This is a genomic window from Nocardiopsis protaetiae (assembly GCF_045446735.1).
In the GTDB taxonomy this organism is placed as follows: domain Bacteria; phylum Actinomycetota; class Actinomycetes; order Streptosporangiales; family Streptosporangiaceae; genus Nocardiopsis; species Nocardiopsis protaetiae.
The window spans coordinates 1-14044 of record NZ_JBJJBV010000052.1 but is presented as its reverse complement, the minus strand read 5'-3'; the positions used below and the strand labels follow the sequence as shown (position 1 = coordinate 14044).

General features: G+C 76.4%; 15 protein-coding genes and 1 riboswitch. Of the genes, 9 read left to right on the top strand and 6 right to left on the bottom strand.

Going from position 1 to position 14044, the window contains the following annotated elements; translation table 11 throughout:
• Entirely contained in the window at positions 1–447 is a 447-nt protein-coding gene (locus ACJOT3_RS11085; protein WP_406971592.1) for a carboxymuconolactone decarboxylase family protein, read from the bottom strand.
• Positions 448–623: 176 nt separating this feature from the next.
• Between ACJOT3_RS11085 and ACJOT3_RS11080 the strand changes: the two genes are divergently transcribed.
• The 4 genes from ACJOT3_RS11080 (at position 624) to ACJOT3_RS11065 (ending at position 4384) form a co-directional block, all read left to right on the top strand.
• On the top strand, positions 624–995 hold the full coding sequence (locus ACJOT3_RS11080) for an ArsR/SmtB family transcription factor (RefSeq protein WP_406971590.1): 372 nt from the start codon (positions 624–626) through the stop codon (positions 993–995).
• A 3-nt stretch (positions 996–998) separates the two neighbouring features.
• On the top strand, positions 999–3167 hold the full coding sequence (locus ACJOT3_RS11075) for a heavy metal translocating P-type ATPase (protein ID WP_406971588.1): 2169 nt from the start codon (positions 999–1001) through the stop codon (positions 3165–3167).
• Positions 3168–3210: 43 nt separating this feature from the next.
• A complete protein-coding gene (locus ACJOT3_RS11070; RefSeq protein WP_406971586.1) occupies positions 3211–4167 on the top strand; it encodes a hypothetical protein in 957 nt (318 codons plus the stop codon).
• Positions 4168–4240: 73 nt separating this feature from the next.
• Positions 4241–4384, top strand: coding sequence for a hypothetical protein (locus ACJOT3_RS11065; RefSeq protein ID WP_406971584.1), 144 nt, complete (start codon positions 4241–4243; stop codon positions 4382–4384).
• Positions 4385–4502: 118 nt separating this feature from the next.
• Here the strand turns inward: ACJOT3_RS11065 and ACJOT3_RS11060 are convergent, their stop codons facing one another.
• Together ACJOT3_RS11060 and ACJOT3_RS11055 are read right to left on the bottom strand one after the other, a co-directional pair.
• Complete coding sequence (locus ACJOT3_RS11060) at positions 4503–4877, bottom strand: fluoride efflux transporter FluC (protein WP_406971582.1); 375 nt, start codon at positions 4875–4877, stop codon at positions 4503–4505.
• On the bottom strand, positions 4874–5392 hold the full coding sequence (locus ACJOT3_RS11055; RefSeq protein WP_406971580.1) for a fluoride efflux transporter FluC: 519 nt from the start codon (positions 5390–5392) through the stop codon (positions 4874–4876). Before ACJOT3_RS11055 ends, ACJOT3_RS11060 begins: the two co-directional genes overlap by 4 nt.
• A gap of 39 nt (positions 5393–5431) precedes the next feature.
• Positions 5432–5503: riboswitch (Fluoride riboswitch) on the bottom strand.
• A 246-nt stretch (positions 5504–5749) separates the two neighbouring features.
• On the opposite strand from ACJOT3_RS11055, the gene ACJOT3_RS11050 reads away from it, so the two are divergent.
• A complete protein-coding gene (locus ACJOT3_RS11050) occupies positions 5750–7096 on the top strand; it encodes a CoA transferase (protein ID WP_406971578.1) in 1347 nt (448 codons plus the stop codon).
• Between the two features lie 188 nt (positions 7097–7284).
• Here the strand turns inward: ACJOT3_RS11050 and ACJOT3_RS11045 are convergent, their stop codons facing one another.
• Positions 7285–8208 carry an aminoglycoside phosphotransferase family protein gene (locus ACJOT3_RS11045; RefSeq protein WP_406971576.1) on the bottom strand — a complete coding sequence of 308 codons (924 nt, stop codon included), beginning with the start codon at positions 8206–8208 and terminating at the stop codon, positions 7285–7287.
• A gap of 176 nt (positions 8209–8384) precedes the next feature.
• On the opposite strand from ACJOT3_RS11045, the gene ACJOT3_RS11040 reads away from it, so the two are divergent.
• On the top strand, positions 8385–9329 hold the full coding sequence (locus ACJOT3_RS11040; RefSeq protein WP_406971574.1) for an alpha/beta hydrolase: 945 nt from the start codon (positions 8385–8387) through the stop codon (positions 9327–9329).
• A 69-nt stretch (positions 9330–9398) separates the two neighbouring features.
• Here ACJOT3_RS11040 and ACJOT3_RS11035 read toward each other — a convergent pair whose 3' ends face one another.
• Both ACJOT3_RS11035 and ACJOT3_RS11030 read right to left on the bottom strand, forming a co-directional pair.
• The gene (locus ACJOT3_RS11035) at positions 9399–10064 is read right to left on the bottom strand and encodes a DUF1345 domain-containing protein (RefSeq protein WP_406971572.1); all 666 of its coding nucleotides are present in this window, start codon (positions 10062–10064) and stop codon (positions 9399–9401) included.
• A gap of 97 nt (positions 10065–10161) precedes the next feature.
• Positions 10162–10902, bottom strand: coding sequence for a GntR family transcriptional regulator (locus ACJOT3_RS11030; protein WP_406971570.1), 741 nt, complete (start codon positions 10900–10902; stop codon positions 10162–10164).
• A gap of 137 nt (positions 10903–11039) precedes the next feature.
• Here ACJOT3_RS11030 and ACJOT3_RS11025 point away from each other — a divergent pair, with 137 nt between their 5' ends.
• From ACJOT3_RS11025 to ACJOT3_RS11015, 3 genes are all read left to right on the top strand, one after another.
• Positions 11040–12044 carry a Gfo/Idh/MocA family protein gene (locus ACJOT3_RS11025; protein ID WP_406971568.1) on the top strand — a complete coding sequence of 335 codons (1005 nt, stop codon included), beginning with the start codon at positions 11040–11042 and terminating at the stop codon, positions 12042–12044.
• 91 nt (positions 12045–12135) lie between these two features.
• Positions 12136–13170 (top strand): 5-dehydro-2-deoxygluconokinase, encoded by a 1035-nt coding sequence (gene iolC / locus ACJOT3_RS11020; RefSeq protein WP_421536137.1) that lies wholly within the window; start codon positions 12136–12138, stop codon positions 13168–13170.
• Positions 13167–14042 (top strand): Cgl0159 family (beta/alpha)8-fold protein, encoded by an 876-nt coding sequence (locus ACJOT3_RS11015; RefSeq protein ID WP_406971566.1) that lies wholly within the window; start codon positions 13167–13169, stop codon positions 14040–14042. Before iolC ends, ACJOT3_RS11015 begins: the two co-directional genes overlap by 4 nt.
• The last annotated feature ends 2 nt before the right edge of the window (positions 14043–14044 follow it).

The following is a 14044-nucleotide window of genomic DNA, read 5'->3' as shown; positions in this document are numbered from 1 at the left end:
TCAGCGCACCGGCGGGGTCATGCCGGTGCCGATCCCCAGGCGGTTGTAGAGGTTGGCCAGGCCGACGGCGGTGACGAGCGCGACCATCTCCCGCTCCGACAGGTGCGCGGCGGCCGCGTCGTGGACCTCGTCGGGCAGGCCGCCGCCGTCGAGCCGGGTGAGGGCGTCCACGACCGCCAGGACGGCGCGCTCGACCTCGGTGAAGTGGCCGCCCGCCTCGCGCCAGGCGGCCACGAGCGCGACCCGCCGCGGGGAGGCCCCGGCCTCCAGGGCCTCGCGGGTGTGCAGGTCGACGCAGAAGGCGCAGCCGTTGAGGACGGCGGTGCGGAGCTTGACGAGGGTGTGCAGGCCGGGGTCCAGGGCCCCGTCCAGGACCGCGCCCAGGCGGAGCAGTTCGGTGTAGGCCTCGGGGAGGTGGTGCGCCATCTGCGCGCGGGGGGTGCCCATGAAGCTCCTCGTGTCTCGGGGGTCACCGGCGGAGGGGACCGCCGGACACGGGGAAACTACCAAGGGTGACGGTGTCGACGCGCAGGGTTTCCGAATGGTCGCTTCGGTGGGGGTCGAGTGGGGTTCGGGGGGATTCGGCGTTGACCCAACATATCAACGAGCGTTAGTTTGTTGGTATGTCCTCCGACTCCTGTGATCTCCTCTGCCTCGACCTGCCCCAGGCCGAGGCGGTCCGCGCCCTGGTGCCCGCCGACGACGACGTCCGGCCCGCCGCCGACCGCGCCAAGGCCCTGGCCGACCCCACCCGGCTGCGCATCGCCCGCGCCCTGGCGGTGGGGGAGGAGCTGTGCGTGTGCGACCTGGCCTGGGTCTGCTCCGCCGCGCAGAACCTCGTCTCCCACCACGTCCGCCAACTGCGCACCGCCGGGCTGGCGGCCTCCCGGCGCGACGGCAAGCTCGTCATGTACCGCCTCACCGACACCGGCCGCGCCCTGCTGTCCCTGCTGCTGCCCGACCCCGAACTTGAGTCCGCTGTGAGCGGGGGCTGAGCCGTGTCCGACCTGTGCTGCGGCGATGACGGGGCCCCGGCGCCGCGCCGGGAGCGCCCCCTGCTGGACCTCGCGCCCGCCCTGGGATCCCGGGGCCCGGCCGAGGTCACCTGTTCCTGCTGCTCGGGCGGCGACGCCCACGGGCACGACCGTCCGGCCACCGGCGCCGACGACTGCTGTTCGGGTGGGGCCGGGGAGCACACCTCCGCGGAGGCGGCGGCCGACGCGGACGGCTGCGGCGACCCCACCTGCGGTTCCCCCGCCTCCGAACCGGAGGAGGCGCCGGGCGCGTGGTGGCACTCGGCCGCCGTGCGCTGGGCCGGGGCCGCCGGGGTGTTCTGGCTGGCCGGGACGCTCACCGGGTGGCTGGCTGACGTCCCCGTCGTCGCGACCTTGCTGTTCGCCGCCGCCATCGCGGCGGGCGGGTGGACGTTCGTGCCCGGCACCCTGCGGGCCCTGGCCCGCGGCAGGCTCGGCGTGGGCACCCTGATGACCGTGGCCATGACCGGCGCCGTCCTGCTCGGGGAGGTGGGCGAGGCCGCCATGCTCGCCTTCCTGTTCTCCCTGGCCGAAGCGCTGGAGGACCACGCCGTCGCCCGCACCCGCCGCGGCCTGCGCGCGCTGCTGGACCTGGTCCCCGCCCGCGCGACCGTGCTGCGCGACGGCCGCGAGGCCACCCTCGCGCCCGACGACCTGCGGGTGGGCGACCTGCTTCTGGTCCGGCCCGGGGAGCGCGTCGCCACCGACGGCACCGTGCGCTCGGGCCGCTCCACCCTGGACACCTCCACCGTCACCGGCGAGTCCGTGCCGGTGGAGGCGGCCGCGGGCACCGCCGTGTTCGCCGGGACCGTCAACGGCGGCGGCGCCCTGGAGGTCGAGGTCACCGCCCGGGTGGCCGACAACTCCCTGTCCCGGGTCGTGCACATCGTCGAACGCGAGCAGGCCCGCAAGGGCGCCGCGCAGCGCCTGGCCGCCCGGATCGCCCGCCCGCTGGTGCCGGGCGTCCTCGTCGCCGCGGCGCTGATCGCCGCGGTCGGCTCGGTGTTCGGCGATCCGGGGGTGTGGATCGAACGCGCCCTGGTGGTGCTGGTCGCCGCCTCCCCGTGCGCCTTCGCGATCTCCGTCCCCGTCACCGTGGTCGCCGCCATCGGCGCGGCCAGCAGGTCGGGGGTGCTGGTCAAGGGCGGGGCCGCCCTGGAGGCGTTCGGCACCGTCGAGGTCGTCGCCCTGGACAAGACCGGCACCCTCACCCGCAACACACCCGCCGTGGTGGCCGTCGTACCCGCCCCCGGACACACCCGCGAGGAGGTCCTCGCCGCGGCCGCCGCCCTGGAGGCGCGCAGCGAACACCCGCTGGCCGCCGCGATCCTGGCCGCCCACCCCGACCCGGTGCCCGCCCGGGACGTGGCGGCGGTGACCGGCAGCGGCCTCACCGGCACCGGCCCGGACGGGGTGCCCCTGCGGCTGGGCCGCCCCGGCTACCTCGACCCGGGACCGCTGGCCGCTGACGTGGCCCGCCTCCAGGAACAGGGCGCCACCACCGTCCTGGTCGAGGCCGGCGGCCGGGTGGTCGGCGCCGTCGCGATCCGCGACGAGCTGCGCCCCGAGGCCGTTGAGGCGGTCGCCGCCCTGCACCGCATGGGCGTGCGCACCGTCATGCTGACCGGCGACAACGAACGCACCGCCCGCGCCCTGGCCGCCCAGGTCGGCGTCGGCGAGGTCCACGCGGACCTGCGCCCCGAGGACAAGGCGGCCCTGGTCACCGACCTGCGCCGGCACGGCCCGGTGGCGATGGTCGGCGACGGCGTCAACGACACCCCCGCCCTGGCCACCGCCGACACCGGCATCGCGATGGGCGCCATGGGCACCGACGTGGCCGTGGAGACCGCCGACGTCGCCCTCATGGGCGAGGACCTGCGGGTGCTGCCCCGGGCGCTGGCCCACGCCCGCCGCGCCCGGCGGATCATGCTCCAGAGCCTGCTGCTGTCGGGCTCCATCCTGCTCGTCCTGGTCCCGCTGTCCGCGTTCGGGGTGCTGGGGCTGGCGGCGGTCGTCCTCCCCCACGAGCTCGCCGAGGTCCTGGTCATCGCCAACGGCGTCCGCGCCGGCCGCCGCCCCGCCGCCGGGGTCCCCGCCGTCGCGGCCGACCGCACCCCGGTGGTGCGCCGGTAGGCTGCCCGACACCACCGGCCCTGCACCCACATTGGAGCGGACGATGACGCATTCCCCCGGTGACCACGACGTCCCGGCCGACCTCGCCCGGTGGGGGCTGCACGCCTTCGCACTCGGGGCCCGCAGCACCCCGCACGCGGTGGTGGCCATGGACGACAACGGCGTCCTGCTCCACCACGCGCGGGGCGGCACCACCCTGGCCGAACTCCGGGCGCGCGGGGTGACCCCCTCGCAGAGCCGGCTCGAACTCCTGCGGCTGTACGGGCTCATCACGACCGACGGCGACCGGGTCACCACCGCGTTCCCCGTGGTGGGACCCGAGGCCCTCGCGCCGCTGCGGCCGCGCATCCGCCGACTGGCCGCCGACTCGCTGCCCGGGATCGGCGGCGAGGTCGCCGCGATCGCCGCGGAGCTGCGCCGACGCGGGCACACCGGACACGACTACACGGTCGTCTTCGGCCACGCCGTCGACGGACTGCTCTGGGACCGCCTCCGCGCCCGCGGCCTGGCACCGTCCACCGAACTGAGCATCGAGCGCCCCTACTGGAACGGTGCCTTCTGGGCGATCCACCCGCCCAACGAGGGCGGCGCCGGGGTGAACGAACTGCCCGGGGCCGCGGCGACACTCGTCATGGTCTGGACCCGCGACACCGCCCCGGCCCTGCGGAAGCTGTCCGGTTCCGCGGCGGTGCGGCGGCTGCTGGAGGACCCGGCCGCGCAGACCGGGATCCCGGTCCTGGCCGCGGGCGACGCCCTCCACCACCACGCGCTGGACATCGCCGAAACGATCGCTCGGACGATCGAACGCGCCGGGGAGCTGCGGGCGGCGATCCCCGACACCGACCGGCACCAGGGCGCCCTCATCCTGGCGCACGAGTTCATCTGGGCCCTCATGGAGGAACTCGTGGCGGCCGGGCACCTGGAGCCCCCCGCGGCGCTGCGCGGCCGCGAGCCCACCCCGCGGGCACTGAACGAGCAGGTGTTCCTCCGCCTCCACTGATCGGCCCGGGCGCGCACAACCCTCGTCCCCTGGGCTGTGCGGCGCCCCCGTCCCCTTTGTGAAACGCGGTGCCGTGAACACCCCGCCCCCCGTCCTGGACCGGGCGGCCGCGACCCTGGACCTCGAACGCCCGGTCGCGATCACGCTGTTCGGGGTGCTGCCGTTCGTCGGCGGGGACACCGAGGCCCGGCGGGCCTTCCTGACCCGCAATCCGTAGCCCGCGCGCCGCCCCGGTGCGGGCCCGCGCCGGTTCTGGCCGGTGGTCCGCCGCTCGCGATGGCCGCCGGGTTCCCCGGCCGGATCGCGTTCGCCTCCCCGGGGCGGCCGGGGCCCGGTCAGGGGAGCAGGCCCCCGAGGAGCAGGCCCAGGGTGGAGGCGAGCAGGCCGCCCAGGAGCATGCCCCCGGCGTACACGAACGCGGTGCCGCGGGCGCCGGTGCGCAGCAGGCGGAGCGCTTCGACCGACGCGGTACCGAACGTCGAGTAGCCGCCCAGGAACCCCACCCCGGCGACCGCCGTGAGGGCACCGGGGTGGGCGTGGGCGAGGGTGTACCCCGTCAGCAGGCCCAGCAGCAGGCAGGCGGACACGTTCACCACGAGGGTGCCCAGCGGCAGCGCGGTCCGGTTGACGGAGGCCAGCGCGGTGTCGACGAGGAAGCGGGCGGCCCCGCCCAGCCCGCCGGCCAGCGCGGTCACCAGCAGCAGGGTCACCGGTGCCCCCTTCCCGCGCGGCGCGCCACCGCCGCCACCGCGGCCACGCCCAGGCCCGCCGCGGCGACACCGGCGATAACGCTGACCAGCGCGTAGGCCGCGGCGACGGGCAGGTGCCCGGCACCGGCGAGCCGGTCGATTTCGAGCACGTAGGTGCTGTAGGTGGTGAACCCGCCGAGCACACCGGTGCCCGCGGCCAGCCGGACCCGCCTGCGCCACCCGGTGTCCTCGCCCGCGCGGGAGAGGGCCTCCAGGAGCACGCCCAGCAGCAGGCTGCCCAGGACGTTGATGCCGAAGGTCGCCCACGGCCACTGGCCCTCGGCCGCGGGGAAGGCCGTCCCCAGGCCCGCGCGCACGAAGGTGCCGACCGTGGACCCGGCCGCGACCAGCAGCGCGAAGCCGAGGATGCGCGGGCCGGGGCCGGAAACCGGTCCCGTGCGCTCGCCGTGTCCTTCCGGCCGGCCGCGCTCAGGGGCGTGCTGGTCACCGGCCGACGCCGGTGGTGTGCGCGTCATCGCCGACCCTTTCCGGGCAGGCCGGACCCGCCCCGTGAACACGGTGCAGGAACCATCAGCCGACCGGCGGTTCGGGCGGGTGCCCCGGCGGGATCCATCGCCGCCACGAGTCTATCCGGACCGCCGGCGGCCAGGGCGGAGCGAACACCGAGCCGCATGTGTCCGCCGCCCCTGCCGGGACGGCGGAGGCCCACCCCTCAGGGCCACCGCACCGCAGTAGTCAAGTTTGGCCAGTGCGATGGCCCGGTGGCGGCCATCCCCGGCGGCGTGCGGTTTCCGGGTGCCCGAACAGGGACGATGCCGGGCAGCCGGGACCCGGGGCCGGGGCTGTCCACTCCCGTTGGGCACAATGCCCCTATGGGTGGAACCGACGTCACCACGTCCGTGCTCTGGGCCGCGCTGGGCGGCCCGCCCCGCCTGGCCGAGGGGGTGTCCTACCGGGGTGCCGGGGCGGTGCTCCCCGCCCGGCTGCCGGTGCGGGAGCTGGCCCGCGCCACCGTCGGGGTGTGCTCGCTGGCCGCCGCCGAGCTGCTGGCCGCGCGCGGCGGCGCCCCCGTGCGGCCGGTGGAGGTGGACGAGGGCGCGGTGGCCACCGCGTTCGTCAGCGAACGCCACCTGCGGGTGGACGGGCGCCCGATGGTGCCGTTCGCGCCGCTGTCGGGGTTCTGGCGCACCGCCGACGGCTGGGTGCGCACCCACGCCAACTACCCCCACCACCGCGAGCGGCTGCTGGCCGCCCTGGACCTGGCCGCGGACACCGACGCCGAGACCCTGGGCCGGGAACTGGCCGGGCGGCAGGCCCGCCAGGTACAGGAGGCCGTGTACGCCGCCGGGGGCCTGGCGGTGGCGGTGGCCGACCACCCCGACCCCACCCGGCCGCCCGTGGTGGAGGAACGCCTGATGTGGGGCCCGGCCGACCGCACCCTGGGCCCCGCGGACCTGCCGGCCGCCGGGGTGCGGGTGCTCGACCTGACCCGGGTGATCGCCGGACCGGTGGCCACCCGGACCCTGGCCCTGCTCGGCGCCGACGTGCTGCGGGTGGACACCCCCCACCTGCCCGAGGACCGCGACACCCACATCGACACCGCCCCCGGCAAGCGCTCCACCCTGCTGGACCTGGGCGCACCCGCCGACCGGGCGGTGTTCGACGACCTGCTGGCCACGGCCGACGTGGTGGTCACCGGCTACCGCCCCGGGGTCCTGGACCGGTACGGGCTGTCCCCCGAGGACCTGGCCGAACGCCGCCCCGGGGTGGTCACCGCGTCCCTGTGCGCCTGGGGCTGGTCCGGCCCCCGGTCCGGGCGGCGCGGGTTCGACAGCCTGGTGCAGGCCGGGGTCGGCATCGCCGCCGTGGAGGCGGGGGAGGACGGTCGCCCCGGCGCGCTGCCCGCCCAGGCCCTGGACCACGGCACCGGGTACCTGCTGGCCGCCGCCGTGCTGCGCGCCCTCACCGACCGGGCCGCCGACGGCCGCGGCCGCGACCTGCGCCTGTCCCTGGCGGGGACGGCCGGGCTGCTGCTGCACGGCATCGAACCCGTGCCCGCGTCCGGGGGCGCCCACGACCCCGAGCGGTGGCTCACCTCCGCCGACTCCCCGTACGGCAAGCTGCGTTACGCCCGCCCGCCGATCGGCTACGCCGGGGCGCCCGACGACTGGGCGACCCCGCCCACCCGGTGGGGTGCCGACCCGCCCGCCTGGCGCTGATCCCGTATCCCGGGCTCCGGCCCCCGTGCCCTGGACCCGTGAGTCGGCCCTCTGAACCGCTTGGGGCGGCGGTGCGATCCCGTACCCCGTGCCCTGGTCCCGTACCCCGGTCCCCGGGGCGGGGCCGCGGCCCCGCCCTGCGCCCCGCCCCGCCCCGCCCCGCGCCCCGGCCGACCCCCGGGCCCGCCTCAGTACCGGTGCTCCAGCAGCGCCGCGGCGATCGCGACCTGTTCCGGTTCCAGGAGGTCCTCACCGTCCTCCACCTGCCACAGCGCGTTCTGGAGCACCCGCCCCAGCGTCCACCCCGCGGCGCGCGACCGGTCCAGCCCCAGCCGCTCGGTGAGCAGGTCGAACCGGCGCAGCACCGCCCGCGGCACGTCGCCGCGGGCCTCGATCTCCTCCCACCGGTTGGTCAGGGCCGGGAGCAGGTCGAACCCGGGGTCCCCGGCCAGCGGCTCGGGGTCGATGGCCAGCCACGGCTCCCGGTCGGCGGCCAGCACGTTGTCGTAGTGCAGGTCCCAGTGCAGCAGCCGGTCGCCGGGGGAGTCGAGGAGGTCGGCGACCGCGGCGGCGCAGGTGCGCACCAGGGCGCGGTCCTCCTCCCGGGCCAGCTCCGGAACGGCCTCGGGCACCTGGGCCACCATGGCGGCGGCAACGTCGGCGAGGGTGCGCAGCCCCGCCGGGGCGGGGACGGCGGTCAGCCGGGCCAGCAGGCCGGCGAGGATCCCCAGGGCCTCGGTGTCGTCGGGCACCGCCGACAGCGGCCGGGCGGCGTCCAGGCGCTCCAGCAGCAGGCCGCCGGTGGCCGGGTCGTGCTCCAGCAGGCGGACGGCGCCGTCGCCGTTCCAGGTGCGCAGGCCCAGGGCCGTGCCCGCGCTCTCCTCGGTGACGGGCTGGGCCTTGAGCACGGCCGGGGTGCCATCGGGGCGCAGCACCGGCAGCACCAGCCCGGCCATGCCGTTGCGGGTGGGGCCGTCGGGGCGCAGCGACCAGCGGTCCAGCAGGCCGTGGACCAGGGCGGGCAGGGCGGCGAGCCAGGCGCGGCCCTCCACGCTGGAACCGTGGGAGGCGGTCAGCGCCTCGGGAACGTCGATGTGCAGGGAAACGGGCACGGGTGGGATCTCCTTCGCGGTGGACGGTGCAGGGGTCGCAAAGGAGCCGGGCGGTGCCCGGACGCGTCCGGGCCGGGGTCAACGCATGGTCAACACCTTACGAGGTCCGGGGGGCTGGCGCGGCGGGTGTCGGAGGCTGTGGATAACCTGCGGCTCTGGAAAGTCGAGGAGTCACCATGCCCCCGCTGCACCCCGAGCTGCGCCGTATCCGCTACCTCCCCCTCCCTCCGGTCACCAGGAACACCGCGGGGCTCATGCGCTGGCTCACGTCCCGCATGCGGCCCGGCCGGGTGCCCGCGGACATGGCCGTGGAGCACCGCACGGTCCCCGGGCCGGCGGGGGCGCCGCCGGTCGAGGTGTGGGTCTACCGGCCCCGGTCGGCCACCGGCACCACCCCGGCGCTGCTGTGGGTCCACGGTGGCGGCCACCTGATCGGCCACCCGGCGCAGGACGAGAAGGGCAGCATCGCGTTCGCCCGCGACCTGGGCATCACCGTGGTCGCGGTCCGCTACCGCCTGGCGCCGCGCCACCCGGCCCCGGCCGGGCTGGAGGACGTCCACGCCGCCCTGGCCTGGATGGCCGCCTCCGCCGACGAGCTGGACATCGACCCCGAACGCATCGCGGTCGGCGGGGCCAGCGCCGGGGGCGGGCTGGCCGCCGCGCTGGCGCTGCTGTGCCACGACCGGGGCGGCCCGGCCCCGGTGTTCCAGCTGCTCGTCTACCCGATGCTCGACGACCGCACGGCGCTGCGCACCGACGTCGACACCGCCAACATGTACCTGTGGTCGCCGTCGGCCAACCGGTACGCCTGGAGTGCCCTGCTGGGCCGCGCCCCGGGTTCGGCGGGGGTGTCGCCCTACGCCGCGCCCGCGCGCCGCGCGGACCTGTCGGGGCTGCCCCCGGCGTGGATCGGGGTGGGCACCAACGACCTGTTCCACGACGAGGACGTCGCCTACGCCCGCCGCCTGGAGGAGGCCGGGGTGCCGTGCGCGCTGACCCTCGTGCCGGGCGCCTTCCACGGGTTCGAGGTGCCCTTCGCGGACACCGGCGTGGTGCGGGACTTCCGCCGGGCGCAGACCGAGGCCCTGCGCGCCGCGCTCTTCCCCCCGACCCGGTCCTGACCTGACCCGATCCCCGCGGTGCCCCCGGCCGTCGACGCCGCCGTCGCCGCCCGTTCCGGGGCCGCCGGGTCAGCGCCCCGTGATCACGCCGATGGCGGTGGCCAGCACGACCGCGTTGTAGAAGAACGCGAGGATGCCGTGGAGCATCACGTGCCAGCGCATCCGGGTGCCGACCACCGCCACGTCGGACACCGCGAACGTCGATCCCATGACGAAGGAGAAGTACAGGTAGTCGGGCATGGTCGGGTGCTCCGTGCGGGGGAACTCCAGGCCGCGTTCTTCCTCGTCGCGGGCGCGGTAGGAGCGCGCGTAGCCCGAGTGCAGCAGGATCCAGCCCAGGACCATGGTGAGGGCGCCGAAGGCGGCGATCGCCGGGCCGAGCGCGTCGTCGTCGCGGAAGTCCAGCACCAGCAGGGCGGCGCTGAGCCCGGTGAAGCCCGCCAGCACCGGGAAGACCAGGATGAACCGCTTGGGCCGCAGCACGTGCTCCCACCGGCGTCGCCGCCGGGGAGCGCCGTCGCGGGCCCCCGGCGCCCCCAGCGCGCGGCGGCGGACCGCCACCACCCCGACGGCGAGGTAGAGCAAGGCGGCCGCGTCCCACAGGAAGAGGAGGCCCAGGTCCTCCTCCGGGTCGCCGCCGAAGATGAGGAAGACCCCGAGCAGCAGGATGAACAGTTCGACCAGCCGGGTCAGGGCCAGTCCGACGAACCCGGTCCGGGCGGCGGTGGTGGTCATGCCCGCCACCCTCGCCGCCGGTCCCACCGAAGGGGAGCGGACACGCCGGGCACGGCCCCGCCGGGGCCCGCGCCGCCCTCGACCGGGCGGGCGCGGGTCAGCCGGTGAGGGTCAGCTCGAAGGAGTAGCGCGAGGCCCGGTACAGGTGGGAGCCGTGCTCCACCACCCGGCCCACGTCGTCGTAGACGGTGCGGTCCATGGTGAGCAGCGGTGCCCCCCGCCGCTCGTCCAGCGCGCGCGCCTCGGCCGCGGTGGCGCCGCGGGCGCCGATGCTCTGCGAGGCGACCTTGAGCCGCACCCCCGCCGCGCGCAGCAGCTGGTACAGCCCGTGCCCGCGCAGGGCGTCCTCGTCCAGGCGGACCAGGTCGACGGGTACGTGGTTGCGCATCAGAGCGAGCGGTTCGTCGCCGATGCGGCGCAGCCGCTCGATCGCGTACGCCCGGCCCCCCTCGGGCAGTTCCAGCACGGCCGCCACCGCCGGGGGCGGCTCCTCCACGGCCAGCCGCAGCACCTCGGTGCGGGGCTCCTCACCGGCCCGGGTGAGGTCGTCGTAGAGGCTGGACAGCTCCACCGGGCGGCGCACCCGGGGCCGCACCACCTGGGTGCCCACCCCGCGTTTGCGCACCAGCAGGCCCCGGTCGACCAGGTACTCGATGGCGCGCCGCAGGGTCGGCCGGGACAGGCCGAGCCGGTCGGCCAGCACCACCTCGTTCTCCAGGCGGGTGCCCGCGGCCAGCTCGCCCTCCAGGATGCGGCGCTCGATCTCCTGGGCCACCTGGAAGTAGAGGGGGATCGGGCTGGCACGGTCCAACGGGATCGACAGAGGCGTCTGGGTCACGGTGCCAGTGTACAGATTGACCGGAGATCATGATGTCCATATGTCTAGACAAACTCTTGACACCGGACGGGGTCGGCGTGACGATGGGGACGCCGGTGTGACGTGACGCACACCCCTCGTTCCTGAAAGGGCGCTCCATGCGCATTGGCCTCATCGGAACCGGACGCATCGGACTCTCGCACGCCGCCGCCCTGGCGGCCCGACCCGAGGTCGACGACCTGCTCCTCGCCGACCTCGACCCCGCCCGCGCCCGCGCGGCGGCCGAGCACACCGGCGCCCGGGCCGCCGACCGGGTCGAGGACCTGCTCGCCCCCGGCGCGGTCGACGCCCTCGTGGTCACCGCCGCCACCGGGGCCCACCCCGGCCTCATCCTCGCCGGTGCCGCCGCCAAGATCCCCGTCTTCTGCGAGAAACCCGTCGCCCCCACCGTCGCCGAGACCGTCCAGGTGCTCGCCGAGGTCGAACGCGCCCGGGCCCAGGTGCACATCGGCTTCATGCGCCGGTTCGACGCCGGGTACCGGCGCGCCCACCGGGCCCTGCGCGACGGCGAACTCGGCGAGCTGCACCGCGTCCACGCCACCACCTGCGACATGGCCCCGCCGCCCGCCGCCTACATCGCCGGGTCCGGCGGCCTGTTCCGCGACTGCCACGTCCACGACTTCGACATCCTGCGCTGGGTCACCGGCCGGGAGGTCGAGGAGGTCTTCGCCTACGGCGCCAACCGGGGCGCCGACTTCTTCGCCGAGTACGGCGACATCGACACCTCCGCCGCCGTGCTGCGGCTGTCCGACGGCACCCTGGCCACCCTCCAGGGGTCGAGGTACAACGGCGGCGGGTACGACGTGCGCATGGAACTGGCCGGAACACGCGCCACCCTCGCCGTCGGACTCGACGAGCGGATGCCGCTGCGCTCGGCCGAACCCGGCACCGCCTTCCCGGCGGGCGACCCCTGGGAGGAGTTCTGGTCCCGGTTCACCCCGGCATACGAGGCGGAGATCGCCGCGTTCATCGCCATGGTCCGCGACGGCTCGCCCAGCCCCTGCACGGTCGCCGACGCCCTGGAGGCGGTGCTCATCGCCGACGCCGCCGACCTGTCCCGGCGCGAGCACCGGCCGGTGCGGGTGGACGAGGTCCGGCCCTGAACCGGGACCGGCGGCCGGGAGGACGAGGAGAACCGGGAGAACGAGGAGAGGAGGAGACCGCGTGACCACCCCACCGGAAGACGGCGCACCCGTGATCGGGTCCTGCCCCACCGGCCTGCCCGCCCCCGCCGAGGTCCTCACCATGGGCCGGGTCGGCGTCGACATCTACCCCGACCAGGTCGGGGTGGGCCTGGACGAGGTCACCTCCTTCGGCAAGTACCTGGGCGGCAGCCCCACCAACGTCGCCGTGGCCGCCGCCCGCCACGGCCGCTCGGCCGCCGTCGTCACCCGGGTCGGCGACGACCCGCTGGGCCGGTTCGTCCACCGGGCCCTGGCCGGGTTCGGCGTGGACGACCGGCACGTGCGCGCCGTCCCGGGCACCGCCACCCCCGTCACCCTGTGCGAGATCTTCCCGCCCGACGACTTCCCCCTGTATTTCTACGGCCGCGACCCCGCCCCCGACCTGCTCATCGACGCCGCCGACCTGGACGCCGACGCCATCGGCGGGGCCGGCCTGTTCTGGGTCACCGGCACCGGCCTGTGCCGCGAGCCCTCCCGCACCGCCACCCTGGAGGCCCTGCGGATCCGGGGCCGCCGCGGCCACACCGTCCTGGACCTGGACCACCGGCCGATGTTCTGGGACTCGCGCGAGGAGGCCCGCGCCCAGGTCGCCCGGGCCCTGCCCCTGGCCACCGTGGCCTGCGGCAACCTCGACGAGTGGGAGGTGGCCGTGGGCACCCGCGACCCCGGCGAGGCCGCCCGCCGCGGCCTGGACCTGGGCCTGGAGACCGCCGTGGTCAAGCAGGGACCCGAGGGGGTGCTGGTCGCCACCGCCGCCGCCACCCACCGCGAACCCCCGATCCCGGTGGAGGTCGTCAACGGCCTGGGCGCCGGGGACGCCTTCGGCGGCGCCCTGTGCCACGGGCTGCTCTCCGGCTGGGGGATCGCCGAGACCGTCCGGTTCGCCAACGCCGCCGGGGCCATCGTCGCCTCCCGCCTGTCCTGCTCCGACGCCATGCCCACCACCGCCGAGGTCCACCGCCTGCTCGCGGAGCCGGTGCCCGCCGACCGGGGGCCCGCCGATGGAGAGCCCGCCGACCGCGGGCCCGCGGGGGAGGCCCCGTGATCGCCGACCGCTACCGCGACCTGGTCGCCACCCGGGTCCACCGCCCCGACGCCATCGCCGAGGCGGCCGCCGGCCGGGCCCGGCCCACCTCCCCGGTCGGGCCCACCGGGCGGGTCCTCATCATCGCCGCCGACCACCCGGCCCGCGGCGCCCTGGCCACCGGCGGCCGCCCGCTGGCCATGGCCGACCGCGTCGACCTGCTCGACCGGCTGTGCACCGCCCTGGCCCGACCCGGGGTGACCGGGGTGCTGGCCACCGCCGACCTCGTCGAGGACCTGCTGCTGCTCGGCGCCCTGGACGGCAAGTCCGTGTTCGGGTCCATGAACCGGGGCGGCCTGGCCGGGGCCGACTGGGAGGTCGACGACCGCTTCACCGGCTACACCCCCGACGGCCTGGTCCGCGCCGGGCTCCAGGGCGGCAAGATGCTGCTGCGCCTGGACTACGCCGACGGCCGCACCGCCCCCGTCCTGGAGCACTGCGGCCGGGCGGTGAGCCTGCTCAACTCCGCCCGCCTGGTGGCCATGGTCGAACCCTTCGTCTCCCGGCGCAGCGGCGGCGTACTGCGCAACGACCTGTCCACCGAGGCGGTGGCCCGCGCCGCCGCGATCGCCTCGGGACTGGGCGACTCCTCCGCCCGCACCTGGCTCAAACTGCCGGTGGTGGACGGCATGGAACGCGTCGCCGCCGCCAGCACCCTGCCCGTGGTCCTGCTGGGCGGCGAGGTCACCGCCGACCCCGGGGCCGCCTACGAGCGCTGGGCCAAGGCCCTGACCCTGCCCACCGTCATCGGGCTGACGGCGGGCCGTTCACTCCTGTACCCGGCCGACGACGACGTCGAGGCCGCCGTCGACACCGCAGTGGGGCTCCTGTGACA

Bases quoted from the DNA above. Each gene is read 5' to 3' on its own strand.
- ACJOT3_RS11070 (WP_406971586.1), top strand. From the start codon at position 3,211: ATGACGCATTCCCCCGGTGACCACGACGTCCCGGCCGACCTCGCCCGG.
- ACJOT3_RS11050 (WP_406971578.1), top strand. From the start codon at position 5,750: ATGGGTGGAACCGACGTCACCACGTCCGTGCTCTGGGCCGCGCTGGGC.
- ACJOT3_RS11055 (WP_406971580.1), bottom strand. From the start codon at position 5,392: ATGACGCGCACACCACCGGCGTCGGCCGGTGACCAGCACGCCCCTGAG.
- ACJOT3_RS11085 (WP_406971592.1), bottom strand. From the start codon at position 447: ATGGGCACCCCCCGCGCGCAGATGGCGCACCACCTCCCCGAGGCCTAC.
- ACJOT3_RS11080 (WP_406971590.1), top strand. From the start codon at position 624: ATGTCCTCCGACTCCTGTGATCTCCTCTGCCTCGACCTGCCCCAGGCC.
- ACJOT3_RS11025 (WP_406971568.1), top strand. From the start codon at position 11,040: ATGCGCATTGGCCTCATCGGAACCGGACGCATCGGACTCTCGCACGCC.
- ACJOT3_RS11040 (WP_406971574.1), top strand. From the start codon at position 8,385: ATGCCCCCGCTGCACCCCGAGCTGCGCCGTATCCGCTACCTCCCCCTC.
- ACJOT3_RS11035 (WP_406971572.1), bottom strand. From the start codon at position 10,064: ATGACCACCACCGCCGCCCGGACCGGGTTCGTCGGACTGGCCCTGACC.